This window comes from Streptomyces sp. NPDC025721, from assembly GCF_055558595.1.
Window position 1 is genome coordinate 35,224 of the sequence record NZ_JBVHMF010000028.1, and the last position, 17,921, is coordinate 53,144.

General features: G+C 73.4%; 17 protein-coding genes. 12 read left to right on the forward strand and 5 right to left on the reverse strand.

Annotated elements, in window-relative coordinates:
- Positions 1 to 177 precede the first annotated feature (177 nt).
- The 3 genes from ACZ4EF_RS30100 to ACZ4EF_RS30110 all read left to right on the forward strand — a co-directional run bounded on the left by ACZ4EF_RS30100 (position 178) and on the right by ACZ4EF_RS30110 (position 3,296).
- Positions 178 to 1,128 carry a GNAT family N-acetyltransferase gene (locus ACZ4EF_RS30100; protein WP_391163891.1) on the forward strand — a complete coding sequence of 317 codons (951 nt, stop codon included), beginning with the start codon at positions 178 to 180 and terminating at the stop codon, positions 1,126 to 1,128.
- A 252-nt stretch (positions 1,129 to 1,380) separates the two neighbouring features.
- Complete coding sequence (treZ, locus tag ACZ4EF_RS30105; RefSeq protein ID WP_467346463.1) at positions 1,381 to 3,147, forward strand: malto-oligosyltrehalose trehalohydrolase; 1,767 nt, start codon at positions 1,381 to 1,383, stop codon at positions 3,145 to 3,147.
- Positions 3,144 to 3,296, forward strand: coding sequence for a hypothetical protein (locus tag ACZ4EF_RS30110; protein WP_223186409.1), 153 nt, complete (start codon positions 3,144 to 3,146; stop codon positions 3,294 to 3,296). Before treZ ends, ACZ4EF_RS30110 begins: the two co-directional genes overlap by 4 nt.
- 16 nt (positions 3,297 to 3,312) lie before the next feature.
- Here ACZ4EF_RS30110 and ACZ4EF_RS30115 read toward each other — a convergent pair whose 3' ends face one another.
- Together ACZ4EF_RS30115 and zapE are read right to left on the reverse strand one after the other, a co-directional pair.
- Positions 3,313 to 4,281, reverse strand: a complete 969-nt coding sequence (locus ACZ4EF_RS30115) for a polyphosphate kinase 2 family protein (RefSeq protein WP_467507218.1) — start codon at positions 4,279 to 4,281, stop codon at positions 3,313 to 3,315.
- A 19-nt stretch (positions 4,282 to 4,300) separates the two neighbouring features.
- The gene (gene zapE, locus ACZ4EF_RS30120) at positions 4,301 to 5,338 is read right to left on the reverse strand and encodes a cell division protein ZapE (RefSeq protein ID WP_391163888.1); all 1,038 of its coding nucleotides are present in this window, start codon (positions 5,336 to 5,338) and stop codon (positions 4,301 to 4,303) included.
- 181 nt (positions 5,339 to 5,519) lie between these two features.
- Here zapE and ACZ4EF_RS30125 point away from each other — a divergent pair, with 181 nt between their 5' ends.
- The 6 genes from ACZ4EF_RS30125 to ACZ4EF_RS30150 all read left to right on the forward strand — a co-directional run bounded on the left by ACZ4EF_RS30125 (position 5,520) and on the right by ACZ4EF_RS30150 (position 11,112).
- Positions 5,520 to 6,281, forward strand: a complete 762-nt coding sequence (locus ACZ4EF_RS30125) for a pyrimidine reductase family protein (RefSeq protein ID WP_401312176.1) — start codon at positions 5,520 to 5,522, stop codon at positions 6,279 to 6,281.
- Between the two features lie 210 nt (positions 6,282 to 6,491).
- On the forward strand, positions 6,492 to 6,959 hold the full coding sequence (locus tag ACZ4EF_RS30130) for an indole-3-glycerol phosphate synthase (RefSeq protein ID WP_355338685.1): 468 nt from the start codon (positions 6,492 to 6,494) through the stop codon (positions 6,957 to 6,959).
- Positions 6,960 to 7,270: 311 nt separating this feature from the next.
- Positions 7,271 to 8,665: a UDP-N-acetylmuramate--L-alanine ligase gene (gene murC, locus ACZ4EF_RS30135; RefSeq protein WP_467507221.1), complete on the forward strand. Its 1,395-nt coding sequence runs from the start codon at positions 7,271 to 7,273 to the stop codon at positions 8,663 to 8,665.
- Between the two features lie 10 nt (positions 8,666 to 8,675).
- Positions 8,676 to 9,080, forward strand: a complete 405-nt coding sequence (gene msrB, locus ACZ4EF_RS30140) for a peptide-methionine (R)-S-oxide reductase MsrB (protein WP_355338679.1) — start codon at positions 8,676 to 8,678, stop codon at positions 9,078 to 9,080.
- Between the two features lie 349 nt (positions 9,081 to 9,429).
- Positions 9,430 to 10,227, forward strand: coding sequence for a peptidyl-tRNA hydrolase (locus ACZ4EF_RS30145; RefSeq protein WP_467507288.1), 798 nt, complete (start codon positions 9,430 to 9,432; stop codon positions 10,225 to 10,227).
- A 78-nt stretch (positions 10,228 to 10,305) separates the two neighbouring features.
- Positions 10,306 to 11,112, forward strand: coding sequence for a TIGR04222 domain-containing membrane protein (locus ACZ4EF_RS30150; RefSeq protein WP_467507224.1), 807 nt, complete (start codon positions 10,306 to 10,308; stop codon positions 11,110 to 11,112).
- Here ACZ4EF_RS30150 and hemQ read toward each other — a convergent pair.
- Both hemQ and hemG read right to left on the reverse strand, forming a co-directional pair.
- The gene (gene hemQ, locus ACZ4EF_RS30155; RefSeq protein WP_355338673.1) at positions 11,061 to 11,813 is read right to left on the reverse strand and encodes a hydrogen peroxide-dependent heme synthase; all 753 of its coding nucleotides are present in this window, start codon (positions 11,811 to 11,813) and stop codon (positions 11,061 to 11,063) included. The genes ACZ4EF_RS30150 and hemQ overlap by 52 nt on opposite strands.
- 83 nt (positions 11,814 to 11,896) lie before the next feature.
- Positions 11,897 to 13,309, reverse strand: a complete 1,413-nt coding sequence (hemG, locus tag ACZ4EF_RS30160; protein WP_467507226.1) for a protoporphyrinogen oxidase — start codon at positions 13,307 to 13,309, stop codon at positions 11,897 to 11,899.
- 148 nt (positions 13,310 to 13,457) lie between these two features.
- On the opposite strand from hemG, the gene ACZ4EF_RS30165 reads away from it, so the two are divergent.
- Positions 13,458 to 14,588, forward strand: coding sequence for a DUF4349 domain-containing protein (locus ACZ4EF_RS30165; RefSeq protein WP_467507228.1), 1,131 nt, complete (start codon positions 13,458 to 13,460; stop codon positions 14,586 to 14,588).
- 4 nt (positions 14,589 to 14,592) lie between these two features.
- Here ACZ4EF_RS30165 and hemE read toward each other — a convergent pair whose 3' ends face one another.
- A complete protein-coding gene (gene hemE / locus ACZ4EF_RS30170) occupies positions 14,593 to 15,633 on the reverse strand; it encodes a uroporphyrinogen decarboxylase (RefSeq protein WP_391048758.1) in 1,041 nt (346 codons plus the stop codon).
- A 531-nt stretch (positions 15,634 to 16,164) separates the two neighbouring features.
- Between hemE and ACZ4EF_RS30175 the strand changes: the two genes are divergently transcribed.
- Entirely contained in the window at positions 16,165 to 16,797 is a 633-nt protein-coding gene (locus ACZ4EF_RS30175) for a DUF3000 domain-containing protein (RefSeq protein WP_188280407.1), read from the forward strand.
- 247 nt (positions 16,798 to 17,044) lie between these two features.
- Complete coding sequence (locus ACZ4EF_RS30180) at positions 17,045 to 17,710, forward strand: LuxR C-terminal-related transcriptional regulator (protein ID WP_188280408.1); 666 nt, start codon at positions 17,045 to 17,047, stop codon at positions 17,708 to 17,710.
- The last annotated feature ends 211 nt before the right edge of the window (positions 17,711 to 17,921 follow it).

Consider the following 17,921-nt stretch of genomic DNA (forward strand, 5'->3'; position numbering starts at 1 on the left):
CTTGTCGGCCGTCGCCCGCCTAGGGTGCCGATCACGCCCATGACCGGACGAGAAGGAGGCGAGAGCGATGACGTACATCACTGTGCCGCACTCCCGCCCCTCCGCAGGGCGTCCGTAGATCCACGGGGAGATGGTCCCGGGAGCGCTCCGTCGAACTCCCGAAGGAATCGCTTCACCATGTCCGATCTGGTTTTCCGCCCGCTGGTCGCGGGCGAGTCCGCCCTGTTCAACTCCCTTGCCGAGACGGCATCCGGCACGCGTACCGGCACCGGCGACGCGTTCGTCGGCCGCGCCCTGCTCGGCCAGTCCTTCGCGACCCTCGACGCGGGCGGCGAGTACCGGCCCGAGTGGTCGTGGGTCGCGCTGCGCGGCGCGAAGGTCGTCGCGCGGGCCGCGTGGTGGGCCAAGCCCGAGGACAGCGAGCCGCTGGCCCTGGACTGGTTCGACTTCGCCGAGGGCGAAGCCGAGGCGGCCACCGAACTGCTGCGCGCCGCGCCGCTGAACACCGAGTACAGCCTGCTGCTGCCGCCCGACTGGCGCGAGCGCCCCGACGTGACGGCGGCGGCGCGGAGCCGCGCGGCGGCCGTCGAGGCCGCGGGGCTGCGCGAGTTGGTCGAGCGGTACCGCTACGAGTGGACGGCGGACTGCCCGCTGCCGCCGCGCACCGGGCGTCTTGAGTACCGGCCCGAGCCGGACGACACCGCCTTCCGGGCCGTCATGGCCCGCATCATGGAGGGCACTCTCGACGCCCACGACCGCCGGATGATCGCCGAACAGGGCCTGGAGGCCGCCCTCGACGAGACCATCGGCATCTTCGACTGGTTCCCCTCGCCCGCCGACTGGCGGCGGGTGGCGTACACCCCGGACGGCGAGGTGGCCGGGCTGCACGTGCCCGCGCGCAATCCGGCCGGCCCGTGCATCGGCTTCATCGCCGTGGTGCCCGAGCAGCGGGGCCGCGGTTACTCGTACGACCTGCTGGTCGAGTGCACTCACGACCTGGTCGACCGCGGCGCGGTCAAGGTCGCGGCGGCCACCGACCGGACGAATGTCCCGATGGCGCGGAATTTCGCGAAGGCGGGGTATCCGATCGTTCAGGAGCGGATCGACTTCGTCCCCGACGCAGTGTGATGTTCCCCCGCTGATCCGCTCGCGGTGATGCGGGAGGCCGTTCCGTGGGCATGCATGTGCCCGGGGTCCGTGGCGCGGCCACGGCCCCCGGGCACCCGCGAGGAACGGCCTCGGGGGCGCCCGTACAGAAGACCGCCGTACAGAAGACTGCCGTACAGAAGACCGCCGTACCGCCGTACAGAAAACCGCTGTACGGAGAACTTCCGCGCGGAAGACCGCCGCGCGGAAGACCGAAGACGCTGAACGAACCGGATGACGAGACGGGAGCCGTGGGTGCTGTTCGAGGTGTGGGCGCCGGATGCCCAGCAGGTGGAGATCCTGATCGACGACCGCACACGGCACGGCCTCGGCCCCGACCCGGCACGGGCCGGCTGGTGGCGCGCGGAGGTGTCCGCCGGGCCGGGCACGCGGTACGCGTATCTGCTCGACGGCGGTCCGCCGCTGCCCGATCCGCGCTCGCGCCGCCAGCCGGAGGGCCCGGACGGGCCGAGCGCCGTCGTCGACCACGACGCGTTCGCCTGGACGGTGCCGTGGCCGGGCCGCGCGCTGCCCGGCGCGGTGGTCTACGAACTGCACGTCGGCACCTTCACCCCCGAGGGCACCTTCGACGCGGCGATCGAGCGGCTGCCGCACCTGGCCCGGCTGGGCATCACGCACATCGAGCTGATGCCGGTGTGCCCGTTCCCCGGCACCAACGGCTGGGGGTACGAGGGCGTGTCGCTGTGGGCGGTGCACGAGCCGTACGGCGGCCCCGAGGGAATGAAGCGATTTGTCGACGCGGCGCACAAGCAGTGCCTGGGCGTCGTCCTCGACGTGGTCCACAACCACCTGGGCCCGTCGGGCAACCATCTGCCACCGTTCGGCCCGTACTTCACCGACCGGCACCACACCCCCTGGGGCGACGCGGTCAATCTGGACGCGCCCGGCTCCGACGAGGTGCGGGACTTCCTGATCGGCAGCGCGCTGTCGTGGCTGCGCGACTACCGGCTCGACGGGCTGCGGCTCGACGCCGTCCACGCGCTGGTGGACACGCGCGCCCTGCACTTCCTCGAGGAGCTCTCGACGGCCGTGGACGGGCTGTCGGCCGCGCTCGGCCGCCCGCTGTTCCTGATCGCCGAGTCCGATCTGAACGACCCGCGGACGACGGCCCCGCGCCAGGCGGGCGGCCTCGGACTGCACGCCCAGTGGAGCGACGACTTCCACCACGCCCTGCACGCGGCCGTCACCGGCGAGGCGCAGGGCTATTACGCGGATTTCGCCGCCGCCGGGCCCGCCGCGGTGGCCAAGACGCTCACCGGGGGCTTCTTCCACGACGGCAGTTGGTCCTCCTTCCGCGGCCGGCACCACGGCCGCCCGCTGGACCGGGCCGCCGCGCCCGCCCACCGGCTGCTGGGCTACGCGCAGACGCACGACCAGATCGGCAACCGCGCGACCGGCGACCGGCTCACCCCTGACCAGCTCACCGTGGCCGCGGCCCTCGTCCTGACCTCGCCGTTCACCCCGATGCTCTTCATGGGCGAGGAGTGGGGCGCGGGCACGCCCTGGCAGTTCTTCACCGACCACGACGACCCGGAGCTGGGCGCGGCCATCACGCGCGGGCGGCGCCGCGAATTCGCCGACCACGGCTGGGCGGAGGAGGACGTGCCCGATCCGCAGGACCACGCGACCCGGGACCGCTCGTGCCTGGACTGGGCCGAGCCGGACAAGGCGGGGCACCGCGAGCTGCTGGAGTGGTACCGCGGGCTGATCGCGCTCCGCAGGTCGGAGCCCGCACTGACCGATCCCCAGCTCGACACGGTCGCGGCGACCGCGGGCGGCCGGACGCTGCGGCTGGCCCGCGGCCCCTTCCGTACGGTCGTGAACTTCTCCGACGCGCCCGCGCGGGTGCCGCTGGACGTGCCGTGCGAGGTGGTGCTGGCCCGGCCGTCGTGCAAGGTGCTGCCGGGCCCGGACGCGGCCGTCCAGCTTCCGCCCCGGGGAGCCGCCGTGCTGCGCGCCCGCGCTACGGTGAACGGGTGACACAGACGACCCCGACGCCCGACGCGGAAGCCCTCGCGGACTGCGTACTGTGCGGCGAGCCGACCGAGTATCCGGCGAGCACGCGCGGCGCGACGTACTGCCCGGTGTGCGAGTGGCAGGAGGCGCAGCGCACCGCGTGCTCCGGCTAGGACCGGGGCACGCGGGTCAGGTCTTGAGGAGCGCGACGCGGTTCTCCTCGATGTCGAAGTCGGCCTTCGGATAGGCCGGGTCGATCAGTTCGAGGTGTTCGAGCAGCAGCTTGGCGACCGCCCAGTTCCGGTACCACTTGCGGTCGGACGGCACGACGTGCCAGGGCGCGGCGTCGGTCGAGCAGCGCTCCAGAGCCACCTCGTACGCCTTCTGGTACGCGGGCCACAGCGCGCGCTCGCTGATGTCACCGGGGTTGAACTTCCAGTGCTTGTCCGGGTTGTCGAGCCGCTTCAGCAGCCGCTCGCGCTGCTTGTCGTAGCTGATGTGCAGGAAGACCTTGACGACGGTGACGCCGTCGTCGGCGAGCGACTGCTCGAAGCGGTTGATGACGCTGTAGCGGCGGCTCCAGGTGGCGCGCGGCACGAGGTCGCGCACGCGGGCGATCAGCACGTCCTCGTAGTGCGAACGGTCGAAGACGCCCAGCTCGCCGGGGCGGGGCAGCGCGCGGCGGATGCGCCACAGGAAGGGGTGCTGGCGCTCCTCCTCGGTGGGCGCCTTGAACGCGGTGACGCGGATGCCCGACGGGTTCAGCCCGGAGGACACGTGCTTGACGGTGCCGCCCTTGCCCGAGGTGTCCATGCCCTGGAGCACCAGCAGGACGCAGTGCGGGTCGCCCGCGGTGCTCTGCGCCCACAGCCGCTCCTGGAGCTCGGCCAGCCGGGCGCGCAGTTCCTCGGTCGCGGCCAGGGCCGTCGCCTTGTCGCGCGGGCCGCCGGGGGTCGCGGAGGGGTCGTACGCCCGCAGGTTGACCGGTCCGCCGCCGGGCGGCACGCGCAGCAGGGAGCGCAGGCCCGGGTCCTTCTGCGCCTTCTTGGCGGCGGCGTCGGCGTGCTTGCCGCCCCGGCCGTCCTCGTGCGCGTGCCGGTCCACGTGCGCGTGCTCGGCGCCGTGCTTGCCCTTGTCCTTGCTCCCGCTCTTGGCCATGCACCGATCCTGCGCCGGATCAGCGGTCTCCGCCAGTGCCGGTCAGCTTCTCGGCGTCCCGCGCGAGCGCGGTGAGCCGGGAGACGGCGCGGAAGTACTTCTTGCGGTAGCCGCCCGCCAGCATGTCCTGGCCGAAGACGCGGTCGAAGGGCACGCCGGAGGCCAAGACGGGGATCTCGCGGTCGTAGAGCCGGTCGGCGAGCACCACCAGGCGCAGCGCGGTCGCCTGGTCGGTGACGGGTTCCACGCCGCGCAGGAAGACGGCGCCGACGCCGTCGCAGAGCGCGCCGTAGCGGCTGGGGTGGACGGTGGCCAGGTGCGCGGCCAGCGCGCCGAAGTCGTCGAGCGCGGCGCCGGGTGTGACGGCCGCGGCGGCGGTGACCTGCTCGTCGGTGTGCGGGGTCGGCGCCTCGGGCAGGCCGCGGTGCCGGTAGTCCTCGCCGTCGATCCGCAGGCTGGTGAAGCGGGCGGACAGGCCCTGGATCTCCCGCATGAAGTCGGCGGAGGCGAAGCGGCCCTCGCCGAGCTTGCCGGGCAGCGTGTTCGACGTCGCCGCCAGCCGTACACCCGCGTCGGCGAGCTTGCCGAGGAGCGTGGACACCAGCACCGTGTCGCCCGGGTCGTCCAGTTCGAACTCGTCGATGCAGACCAGCCGGTGGTCGCTGAGCGCCGCCACCGCGTGCTGGAAGCCGAGGGCGCCGACCAGATTGGTCAGCTCCACGAACGTGCCGAACGCCTTGCGCTCGGCGGGCGCCGGGGTGGCGTGCCACAGCGACGCCAGCAGGTGGGTCTTGCCGACGCCGTAACCGCCGTCGAGGTAGACCCCGCCGGGGCCGCCGGGCGCGGGTGCCTCCCGCCGGAACCACCGCTTGGGCGTCGGCGCGGCCGTCAGCGACGCCGCGAAACCGGCCAGGGCCCGTACGGCCGCGGCCTGGCTGGGCTGATTCGGGTCGGGCACGTAGGTCTCGAACCTGACGCCGTCGAACCGCGGCGGCGGCACCATCTCCGCCACCAATCGCTCCACCGGCACATGCGGCGTGCGCGCGCTGAGTGACACGGGCCCGCCATCGCCGCCTATCGCGGCACTCCCAGACGAAACGACAGAGGTCGACACAGCTCACCAGCGTAGTGCCTCCCGGTTCCGCCCCCGCCGGCATGTGTCCGACCCCACGCGTACGGGAGCGGCGGGCCGAGGGCGCCGACCGGCCCGTAGCGGCCCGGCGTGGGAGACTTCGGGGATGCGACGGCTCTATCCCGTAGCGGGAGCGAACGATTCGGCCGGGCTGGAGACCCCGCTCGGTCTGGCGGACGCGTACGCGTACCCCGAACGGGGAGCGGGCCCGTACCTCCGGGCCAACATGGTGTCATCGCTGGACGGCGCGGCCCGGTACGACGGCAGGTCGGCGCCGCTGTCGTCGGAGGCGGACATGCGGGTCTTCGGCGTGCTGCGCGCGCTGGCCGACGTGGTGCTGGTGGGTGCGGAAACGGTTCGCCTGGAGGGTTACCGGCCCGCGAGGGCCCGCGAGGTGTTCGCGGCGCGCAGGGCGGCCGACGGCCAGACCCCGGCCGCCGCCGTCGCGGTGATCAGCCGCGGACTCGATCTGGACTTCACGACACCGCTGTTCACCGCGCCGGTCACCCCCACCCTGGTGCTGACCGGCGCGTCGCCGCCCGCCGACCGCGTCGCCGCCGCCCGCGCGGCGGGCGCCCATGTGGTCGTCGCGGGCGACGGCGAAGGCGTCGACCCGGTCCGCGCGGTGCGCGAGTTGGCCGCGCTGGGCCACACGCGGCTGCTCCACGAGGGCGGCCCGCGGGTCCTCGCGCAGTTCGCCGCGGCCGGCACGCTGGACGAACTGTGCCTGACCGTCGCCCCGGTGCTCGGGGGCGGCGACGCGCCCCGGATCATGCACGGCCCCGACGTTCCGGGCCCGGCCCGCCTCGTCCCGCGCTCCGTCCTGGAGGAGGACGGCTTCCTGTTCACCCGTTACGTCCGGGCCTGACCGCCCGACTGTCCCACCGACACCCCTCATGCCACCCACCTGACCAGCGGCGCGCCGCACGGTGGAACCGCGACCGAAAAAAGCGGATTCCCTCGTTCCGTTTTGCTCCGCGCGGGAACACTTACCCGAGTGCCCCGCGAAGATCGGGGCAGGATTGTTCCAACGCCGGCCCGGTGGCCCCGACGAAGCACGAGAAAGAAGGACGCGTCCGTGTTCACGACCGTACTCATGATCGAGAAGCCGCTCGCACCGGCCGACGTGGAGCTCGTCACCTCTCTCCACGGCGACGAGCAGGTCTCCTTCGTCGTGCTCATGCAGCCACGCGGCGACCAGGACCGGCTGTTGCGGGCCGTGGACGACGTGGCGCTCGGCTATCTGGATGACGCCGCGCACGAGGACCGCGAGCCGGAGGGCGACGACGCCACCCCGGTCGCGGAGCGGGCCCTGGCGCACTCCCTGGAGGCGCTGCGCGCCTCCGGCGCGGAGGCGGTGGGCCGGATCGTCGACAAGCACCCGCTCGACCTGCTGCGCACGGTCGTCGAGGAGACCAACGCCGACGAGGTCATCGTGCTCACCGCGCCGCACTTCGTGGAGGAGTTCTTCCACCGCGACTGGACGTCGCGGGCTCGGCACAAGGTGGGGGTGCCGGTGCTGAAGCTCTTCGCCGAGCACGATTAGGCGCAGCGCGCGATGAGGCGCCGAGCGCGATGAGCCGCAGGGCACGATGAGGCGGCGAGCGCGATGAGGCGGCGCCGCGCCGCCCGGCGGCTCGGGCGTCGTGTGTCCCGGGCACCCCTTGCAGAAACGTCTCGCCGGGCAGGGGGTGCCACGGGCGCGCGGTCAGGGTCGGCGCGCGGTGCCACGGGTGCGCGGGCAGCGCCGGCGGAAGGTGCCACGGGCGCGCGGGCAGAGTCGTCCGCGCACCCGGAGGTGCGAGAATCAGGACCCGGTCAATAAACGAACCACGCACATCTCCGGGAGACCTCCGTATGAGCCCGTCCGTTCCCCCCGCCATGGACCGACCGCACTTCATCGGCATCGGCGGCGCCGGAATGTCGGGGATCGCGAAGATCCTCGCGCAGCGCGGGGCGCGGGTGGCGGGCAGTGACTCACGTGAGTCGGAGACGGCCGGCGCCCTGCGCGCGCTCGGCGTGACCGTGCACATCGGCCACGACGCGGCGCACCTGGCGCAGGACGCCACCTCGGTGGTCGTCTCCAGCGCGATCCGCCCGGAGAATCCGGAGCTGGCGGCGGCCCGCGAGCGCGGCGTCCCCGTCGTGCACCGCAGTGACGCGCTGGCCGCGCTGATGGAGGGCACCCGGCCGATCGCGGTCGCGGGCACCCACGGCAAGACCACCACCACCTCGATGCTGGCGGTCGCGCTGACGGCGCTCGGCAGCGAGCCGTCGTACGCGATCGGCGGCGACCTGGACGCGCCCGGCTCGAACGCGCACCACGGCGGCGGCGAAATCTTCGTCGCGGAGGCCGACGAGAGCGACCGCAGCTTCCACACGTACGCGCCCGAGGTCGCGATCATCCTCAATGTGGAGCTCGACCACCACGCCAACTACGCCTCGATGGACGAGATCTACGACTCCTTCGAGACCTTCGTCGGCAAGATCCGCCCCGGCGGCACGCTGGTGATCTCCGCCGACCAGCCGGGCGCCGTCGAGCTGACGAAGCGGGTACGGGACATCGGCGGTCTGACCATCGTGACGGTCGGCGAGGCCGAGACCGCCGACGTACGCATCACGAAGATCAACCCGCGCGGGCTGACCAGCGAGGTCACCGTCGTCATCGACGGCCGCCCGCTGACCTTCACCGTCTCCGTGCCGGGCCGCCACTACGCGCACAACGCCGTCGCCGCGCTCGCCGCGGGCACCGCGATCGGCGCCCCGACCCGGAATCTGGCCTCGGCCCTCGCGAAGTACACCGGGGTCAAGCGGCGCCTCCAGCTCAAGGGCGAGGTGGCGGGCGTCCAGGTCATCGACTCCTACGCCCACCACCCGACCGAGATGGCCGCCGACCTGGAGGCGATCCGCGGCGCCGCCGGGGACGCCCGCGTCCTGGTCGTCTTCCAGCCGCACCTCTTCAGCCGCACCCGCGAGCTGGCCACCGAGATGGGCGCCGCCCTCGCCCTCGCCGACGCCTCCGTCGTCCTTGACATCTACCCGGCCCGCGAGGACCCGATCCCCGGTGTGACCAGCGCACTCATCATCGACGCGGCCCGCGCGGCGGGCGCCGACGTGACCGCGGAGCACGACAAGCAGGCGGTACCGGACGTGGTCGCAGGAATGGCGAAGCCGGGTGATCTCGTTCTCACCATGGGTGCGGGCGACGTGACCGACCTCGGTCCCCTGATTCTCGCCCGCCTCGGCAGCTGAGGAGACCTCCATGTCCTACGAAGTCAGCAAGTCCGACGAGCAGTGGCGCGCCGAGCTGTCGCCGGAGGAGTACGCGGTCCTGCGCAAAGCCGGTACCGAGCGGCCCTTCGTCGGCGAGTACACCGACACGAAGACGACCGGCGTCTATGCCTGCCGTGCCTGCGGCGCCGAGCTCTTCCGCTCCGACACCAAATTCGAGTCCCACTGCGGCTGGCCCTCCTTCTACGACCCCGCCGACACCGACGCCGTCGAACTCATCGAGGACCGCACCCTCGGGATGACCCGCGTCGAGGTCCGCTGCGCCCGCTGCGGCTCCCACCTGGGCCACGTCTTCGAAGGCGAGGGCTACGGCACACCGACCGACCAGCGCTACTGCATCAACTCCATCTCCCTGACCTTGACCCCCACGGAGTAACCCCTCCGGGGGTGCCGTGCGCCTCCGGCGGGGGGGCAGCCTTTCAGCGCCGCGGGGACTGCGCGACCAGCCCCCGCGGCGGAACGGGCCCCGAAGGGGCGCTGGGGGCACCTCCCGGCCGAAGGCTGGGGGAGGAACTGCGCGGCCAGCCCCACCGGCCGGTGGTCCGGAGACAACCGAACCGCCCCGCCGGGGCGGGCGGTGCCCCTGCGGGAGCGTCGTGGCTGGCACGACGACATCGGCGGGCGCCACCGGCTCCGGCGTGGCCACCGCAGCCGCCGCTTCCGTACGGACCGACGCCGCACGCCACGGCGGATCGGCGTCCAGCAGCGGGTGGCAGACTGGGGCGGTGAGCAGCCCCTTCCAGCACCAGGCCGCCGACCGCGACGCGGCACCCCAGTTCGTCCTCCCGCTCGTCGTCCGGATCGAGCGCGACGCGCCCCCGACCCGTACCGACGCTCTGGAGACGGCGGCGCGCGCCGTCCTCACCCTGCTCTGCGACGAGCGCGCGACGGCCGACGACGGCGAGTGGGCGCAGGCAGTACGGGACTGGCAGGACGCCAGGATTCGTAAGGTCGTACGGCGGGCGCGCGGAGCGGAGTGGCGGCGGGCGGCGGCCCTGCCGGGCATCACGGTGACGGGATCGGGATCGGGATCGGGGTCCGCGTCGGGATCGGTGCCGCGGGCGGACACGGAAGCGGGTACGGCCGATGTGCCGCCCGCCGAAGTGCGGGTCTACCCGCCCGTGCCGCTCGACGGCTGGCCGAAGGAATTGGCCAAACTCCAGGTCTCCGGCACGGAGTTGGACGACCCGGAGCCGCCGTCACCGCTCGAACCCGGCGACCCGCGCCCCGTCCTGTGGATGAATCCCGACGTCACCATGTCGGCCGGGAAGGCCATGGCCCAGGCCGGACACGGTGCCCAACTCGCCTGGTGGGAGCTGTCGGACGCCGACCGCGACGCCTGGCGCGCCGCCGGTTTCCCCCTGGCCGTCCGCACCCCCTCCCCCGCCCTGTGGACCCGCCTGAGCGCCTCCGCGCTCCCCGTCGTCCGCGACGCGGGCTTCACCGAGGTCGCCCCGGGCTCCGCCACCGTCGTCGCCGACCACCCGTCCCTGCGCGCGCATCCCGCCCCCGGCACGCCCTGACCGGGCGCCGCCAGCCCGCACGCGGAGTTATCCACAGGCCGAGAACGCGGTGTCGGCGGAGTCCGGTAGAAATCCCTCATGTGGATTCTTCTGCTGCTCGTCGCGTGTGCCGCGGCGACCGCCGCCGGCGCGCGCCTGTGCCTGGCCGGGGTCGCCGCGGCCAGTGGAGCGCCCGGAGAGCGGCGGCCCACGGACGGCGTCGAACTCGGGCGGTACGAAACGGCGTTCCTGGCCGGAGGCCCGCGCCGGGTGACCGACACGGCGCTGGTCGCGCTGGCCGGTGAGCGGCGGGTGCTGCTCGCCCACACCGGCTGGGTCACGGTCGTCGCGCCGGAGGAAGGCAGCGGCCTCGACGGCCTGCACGAGGTGGAGCGCTCACTGCTCGCGTCGGCCGGCCCCGACGGCCAGGCTCCGCTGGCCGCGATACGCACGGCGCACGCCGGGCCGGAGGCCGTACGCGCGCTCGGCGAGCGGCTGGTGGCCGCCGGGCTCGGGGTTCCGGCGGCGGCACGCGAACGGCTCGCGGCGGGGGTGCGGCAGGTGCGCGGCGCCACCGGGCTGACGTTGGCGATGGCGGTGGCCACCGTCGCCCTGAACGGGTCGGTCCGTGCGCCGGACGGCACGCCCGCGCTGCTCTGGTACGTGCTGCCGCTGCTGCTGACGGGGGCGTGCTGGGCGGTGGCGCGCGTCGAGGTCTATCCGTACACGCGGTGGGCGGCCCCGGCCGGGCAGGAGGCGCTCCGGGGGATACCCCGGGACGCGCCGCCGCTGTCGGCCCTGGCCGCCCGTGGGCCGCGCACGCCGCGCGACCCCGCGATACGGGCGCTGCTGCGTCAGGCCAGGCCCGCGACCAGGTCGGCGATCTCGCGGCGCCGGCCGGTGTAGAAGGGGACTTCCTCGCGGACGTGCAGGCGGGCCTCGGAGGCGCGCAGGTGCCGCATGAGGTCGACGATCCGGTACAGCTCGTCGGCCTCGAAGGCCAGGATCCACTCGTAGTCGCCGAGCGAGAAGGACGCGACGGTGTTCGCCCGCACGTCGGGGTAGCCACGGGCCATCTTGCCGTGGTCGGCGAGCATCCGGCGGCGGTCCTCGTCCGGCAGCAGGTACCAGTCGTAGGAGCGCACGAAGGGATAGACGCTGACCCACTCGCGCGGCGTCTCATCGGCGAGGAAGGCCGGAACATGCGACTTGTTGAACTCCGCCGGGCGGTGCAGCGCCATGTTGGACCACACCGGCTCCACCGCGCGCCCCAGCTTGGTGCGGCGGAAGAGGTTGTACGCCTCCTGCAACTCCTCGGCCGTCTCCGCGTGCCACCAGATCATCAGATCGGCGTCGGCCCGCAGCCCCGAGACGTCATAGGTCCCGCGGATCGTGATGTCCTTGGCGGCGAGCTGCGCGAACAGCTCCTCGACCTCGTCCGCGTACCCGCCGCGGTCCTCGGGCAGGGTGTCGCGCAGTCGGAACACCGACCAGAGCGTGTAGCGAATGACCTCGTTGAGGTCCTTGGCCTTCTTCCCCGCGTTGGGGGCCTTCGCCGACGTGGCGTCGGCGGAATCGGAAGCGCGGTCGGCAGTCGAGTCGGTCATACCCCCCATTCTCCCGCGCCCCCCGACGCTCCCGGCACCAGGGTCCCCCACGACGCCCGCGGGGCCACCCGGCGCGGAGCCGTTCAGCCCCGCGGCAGCAGCTCGGCCGCGGCGCGGTGGGCTCCGGCGATGCAGGCGGGGATGCCGACGCCGTCGTACGCGGCGCCGCAGGCGGCCAGGGCGGGGAGCTTGGTGAGGTGTTCGCGGACGCGGGCGACGCGGGCGAGGTGGCCGACCGGGTACTGGGGCAGACCCGCGGTCCAGCGGGTGACGCGGGCCGCGATCGGGGCGGCGCGCAGGCCCACGGCGGCCTCCAGGTCGTCGCGGGAGAGGCGGACGAGGTCGGTGTCGTCCCAGGCGAGGTCCGCCTCGTCGCCGTGGCGGCCGATGGAGGTGCGCAGGACGACGGTGTCGCCGCCTGCCTCGCCGAGCCAGCCCCATTTGCGGCTGGAGAAGGTGGACGCCTTGATGGTGCGGCCGTCGACCGGCGGGACGAGGAAGCCGCTGCTGTTGGGCAGCCGTGTCATCTCACGGCGGCGGAAGGCCATGGTGACCAGCGCCATGCCCGCGTATTCGACGGTGTCCAGTTCGGCCGCGGCGGCGGGCGACTCGGCGGCGAGCAGCCGGGCCGCGGTCGGCGCGGGCACGGCGAGCACCACGGCGTCGGCCTCCAGCGCGCGGCCGTCGAGGCCGACCTGCCAGCCGTGCGGGGTGCGCCGCAGCTCGCGTACGGGCGCGTCCGTCTCGATGGTGACGCCCGCGGCGCGGCACGCCTCGGCGACCGCGAGCGGCAGCCGTCCGACGCCGCCGCGAATGCCGTTGAAGACCGGTCCCGCGCCGCCCGCCCTGGCCGCGGCCCGGCGCTGGATGTCGCGGGCCGCCTCGATCAGGGAGCGCCCGGTGCGCATGGCCTCGAAGAGCTGCGGCACCGCGGCGCGCAGCGAGATCTCGTAGGCGTTGCCCGCGTAGACGCCGCCGAGCAGTGGTTCGACGAGCCGGTCCACGACCTCGTGGCCGAGCCGGGCGGCGACGAAGGCGCCGACCGCGACATCGTCGCCGAGTTCGGTGCGCGGCAGTACGTGGTCCAGCGGGAGCCTGGCGAGACCGGCGGCGGACAGCACACCGGACGAGGCGAGCGGCCCGAGGTCGCCGGGCACGCCCATCACGTGTCCCTTGGGCATGGGCCGCAGCTTGCCGCGGGTCCACAGCGCGGCGCCGAGCACCGCGGGCGGCTCCAGGTCGTCGCCGAGCCCGACCTCGCGGGCCAGGGCGATCGCCTCGGGGCGGCGGGCCAGCACCGACTCGGCGCCGAGGTCGACCGGCACCCCGGCGATCTCGTCGGCGTACAGCTTGCCGCCCAGCCGCGACGACGCCTCCAGCAGCGTGACGCGGACGCCCGCGCCCGCCAGCCGGTGCGCCGCGGCGAGTCCGGAGATTCCGCCGCCGATGACGATCGCGTGTTCAGGAGCGCCCGTGCCGTTGTGCGTCTGGCTCATGCGTCCACTGTCTCAGACTCCGTTCCGAGTTCCGAACGTGATCCCATCGCTACCGCGGGACCGCAACCCGGCGCGGACCGTCCACGTCCAACTGTCATTACAGGTCACTAGGCGGGCCTCACGAGGCTCGCACCTGGGGGGAATTGACGTGAGGACACACAGACCCGGAGCGCCGCGCACCGGGCGCGCGCACCACGCCGGCCGGCGCGGACGGCGGCGGCTGGCCGCCGTCCCGGCCGCGCTGCTGCTGGCCGCCTCGCTCGCGGTCGCCGGGTGCAGCAGCGAAAGCGGCGGCGCTTCCGACAAGGCCGCCGCCCCGGCGGCCCGCGGCCAGGACGACAGCGGCAGCGACTCGATGAAGAACGGCGCCAGCGGTACGGACGCCGGGAACGCGCCTTCCGGTACGCCCGGTTCCGCGTCCGACAAGGCCGCCACCACCGGCAACAACGCCAAGCCGTCCGCGCCCAGCTACCTCGTCCGTACGGCCCACCTGACCGTCCGCACCCCGAAGGTGGGCGACGCGCTCGACAAGGCCCGCGCGATGGTCGCCGACGCGGGCGGTTACGCGGGCACCGAGGACACCTCGGTCGACGCCGGGGGCCACGAGCAGTCGACGATCCAGCTCCGGGTGCCGCCCGCGGCGTACGACGGTCTGCTGACCCGGCTGGCCGGGCTCGGCACGCTGATGGAGCGCAAGGTCGGCGTCGAGGACGTCACCGGCCAGGTGGTCGACGTACAGAGCCGGATCAAGTCGCAGCAGGCCAGTGTGGCCCGGGTGCGCAAGCTGATGGACCAGGCGGGCTCGCTCAGCGACGTGGTGTCGCTGGAGCGCGAACTGAGCACCCGCGAGGCCGACTTGGAGTCCCTCCAGGCGCAGCAGGCGGCACTGCGGGAGCGGACGGATCTGGCCACGGTGACGCTGCGGCTGGTCGAGCCGCCGGTGAAGCACGTCGCGGCGAAGCCGAAGCCGAAGCACGAGGACGGATTCTGGACGCAGGTCGGCCACGCGCTGGGCGGCGGCTGGCACGCCTTCTACGTGACGATCCGCGGTGTGCTGGTCGTCCTGTCGGCCGTGCTGCCGTTCCTGGTGGTCGCGCTGGCCGGCTTCATCGGCTACCGGCTGGTGCGCCGCCGCTGGCCCCGGCAGGAGCCGCCGACAATGGCGCCGCGCCCCTGGAGCCCGTCCTCGCACGCGCCGATCCACCCGCAGCGCACGCCCTCCACGGCTCCGGCGGGTACGGACGCGCCGGAGCGTGCGGAGGAGCCGCCGACGGACTGAGCCGTCACACCTCGGTCGAGGTGTGCACGAAGTCGACGAGACGGGTGAGAGCGTCCGGGTCGGTGCTGGGCAGGACACCGTGGCCGAGGTTGAACACATGGCCGGTGGCCGGGGCCGCGTCCAGCACCTCCCGGGCCTTCGCCTCGACGGCCGCCGTCGGGGCGAAGAGCACCGACGGGTCGAGGTTGCCCTGGAGCGCCTTGCCGGGACCGACCCGACGGCCCGCCTCGTCCAGCGGCACCCGCCAGTCGACGCCGACGACGTCCGCGCCCGCCTCGCCCATCAGACCGAGCAGTTCGCCGGTGCCGACGCCGAAGTGAATGCGCGGGACGCCGTAGTCCTCGACCGCGTCGAAGACCTTCACCGACGCGGGCATCGCGTAGCGCCGGTAGTCGACGGGCGCGAGCGCCCCCACCCACGAGTCGAAGACCTGGACGGCGCTCGCGCCCGCCTCGATCTGCACCTTCAGGAAGCCCACGGTGATGTCGGCGAGCAGGTCCAGCAGGTCACGCCACAGCTCGGGGTCGCCGTACATCAGCGCCTTGGTCCGCTCGTGGTTGCGCGACGGGCCGCCCTCCACGAGGTAGCTGGCCAGCGTGAAGGGCGCGCCAGCGAATCCGATCAGTGGCGTCTCGCCGAGTTCGGCCGTCAGCAGGCCGATCGCCTCGGTGACGTAACCGACGTCCTCGGGCTCCAGCGCCCGCAGCCGCTTCAGGTCCTCCCGCGTACGGATCGGGTCCGCCACCACCGGGCCCACGCCGGGCTTGATGTCGAGGTCGATCCCGATCGCCTTGAGCGGCACCACGATGTCGCTGAAGTAGACCGCCGCGTCGACCTTGTGCCGCCGCACCGGCTGCATCGTGATCTCGGCGATGAGGTCGGGCCGCGTGCACGAGTCCAGCATCGCGACGCCCTCGCGAATCTTCAGGTACTCGGGCAGCGAACGCCCGGCCTGCCGCATGAACCACACCGGCGTATGCGGCACGGGCTCGCGCCGACAGGCGCGGATGAACGGGGAAGCAGCGGTCTGCTGGTGCGCACTCACGCCGAGAATCCTCCCACGTCTCCCCCACCACCCCCACCAAGGGGGCTGCGCCCCTAGCACCCGTCCGCGCGCTGGGGTTCGCCCCCAGGGTGCGTCTACGCGAGGGGCTGCGCCCCTACGGCACCGCTGCGCAGGTGGGTTCGCCGGTAGCCAGCGAGCCGAAGGCGGCGCCGGTGTCGAAAGGGAGAACGCGCACAGCGACCGAGGAACGAGGGAGCGAGCACGATCGACCGTCGACACCGGATCTAAGCCGCCGGAGGCGAGAGGGCGGCAAAAAAAGGGAATCGCGGTGAGCATAGAAAAGACGGCTCCCCCGCACGGTCCGCCGTACCGCTGACCCCACTCAAGAGCGCCCCCCTTGACGTTCACCCCCCACAGCCACCCCAGCGGCGAACCCCGCCGCGCAGTCGGGAGGTTGGGGGCGCGCGGCAGGCGCAAGGGTGCTCCTCGCGGGGAGCGGGAAGGCGCCCCGAAGGGCAATAAGGGTGTTGTTCCGAGCCCGGAGGGCATCGGCGGCTTAGTCTTCCGGGCATGGCAGCGGTTCACGGGCACCTCGGCGACGGCAGTGACGACGTCCCCCTCCCCTTTCGGCGCTCGGTGGACACCCTGCGCTCGGTGCGGGTGAGGCCGGAGGTCAGGATCGAGGAGACGGCCGCGCCGAAGCGGCTGGCGTCGTACGCGTACGCGCTGGAGGCGACGGTGCTGGCGGACGGCGAGGAGCTGGCCGACGGGCGGTTGGTGCTGCTGCACGAGCCGGACGGGCACGAGGCGTGGCACGGCGCGTTCCGCCTGGTGACGTTGGTGCGGGCCGAGTTGGAGCCGGAGATGGCGGGGGATCCGCTGTTGCCCGAGGTGAGCTGGTCCTGGCTGACCGGGGCGCTGGCGGCGCGCGGGGCGGCGTACAACGACCCGAGCGGTACGGTCTCGCGGGCGTCGTCGCACTACTTCGGCGCGCTGGCGGACCGGGTGGACGACACGCAGATCGAGATCCGGGCGTCGTGGACGCCGAGGGAGCGGGCGGGGGGCGCGCCCGAGGTGGCGGCGCACCTGGCGGCCTGGTGCGATCTGCTGTGCGCGTGCGCGGGTCTGCCGCCGTCGGAGGGCCCGGAGCCGTTGGTGCGCGGGGGCAGCGGCGTGGTGCCGATGCCGAAGCGCCGTACCTGAGTCCGTCGGACCGCTTCCGTAGCCCGGCGTACCGCCCCGGCCTGCGGTGACGTCACGCGCCCCCGATGACGCGCCCCCGCGCACTCCCCGGCGTATCGCGCGGCGCACTCACTTCTCGCATGTTCGATTTCTCGTCCGAATTGCCGGAAATGATCCTCAATAAATCGTGATCTTTCCCTAAAGGCCGGAGCAATTGCTGCCGAAGGAGATTGTGACCGTTTCAGTCCCCTTTGCCACAGGAGGCCCGGTGTCCGTTCTTCTCGAGCAGCCCACGAGCCTGGTCGCCTACCGCCCCAGCAAGCCGACGGCCATGGTCGTCGTAGCCGACCCCCGCGTCCGCTCCACTGTCACCCGACACCTGTGGGCTCTCGGGGTTCGCGACGTGATCGAGGCCTCGTCCATCGCCGAGGCCCGTCCCCGGGTCGGTAACCCCCGCGACATCTGCGTCGCCGATGTCCATCTCCCCGACGGCTCCGGCCTCACCCTGCTCGCCGAGACCCGCGCGGCAGGCTGGCCCAACGGCCTCGCGCTCTCCGCCGCCGACGACATCGGCGCCGTGCGCAACGCGCTTGCCGGGGGGGTGAAGGGCTATGTCGTGACCGGCACCCGCAACAGCCCCGGCGGTCTCGCCACCCGGCCGGGACTGGCGCCGCTGGGCGCCACCGCGGCCCGTATGCAGCGCCGCCCGCCGGGCGCCCCCGGCCACCCCAGCGGTTACCGCGAGCTGTCCGGCCGCGAGGTCGAGGTCCTGCGGCTGGTCGCGGAAGGCCAGTCGAACAAGGCGATCGGCGTCTCCATGGGCCTTTCGGCGCTGACCGTCAAGAGCCACCTCGCCCGGATCGCCAGGAAGCTGGGCACCGGGGACCGCGCCGGCATGGTCGCGGTGGCCCTGCGCACCGGAATCATCCACTGAGGCCCCGGCCGTGAGCGACCCCCGGCGGAACGTTCCGCCGGGGGTCGTTTCGTATACGCGCGCCCGTGTCCGCGCGTACGCCCGCCGTATACGCGCGCGCGTCGGCCGTCGTGGCGGTGCCGCGGCCCCGGCGCTCACGGACCCGGCGGCGACGTACCGTACGCCCTGTCCGTTGGATCTCCACCTGACACGCCGTACCCGGCTACCCTTA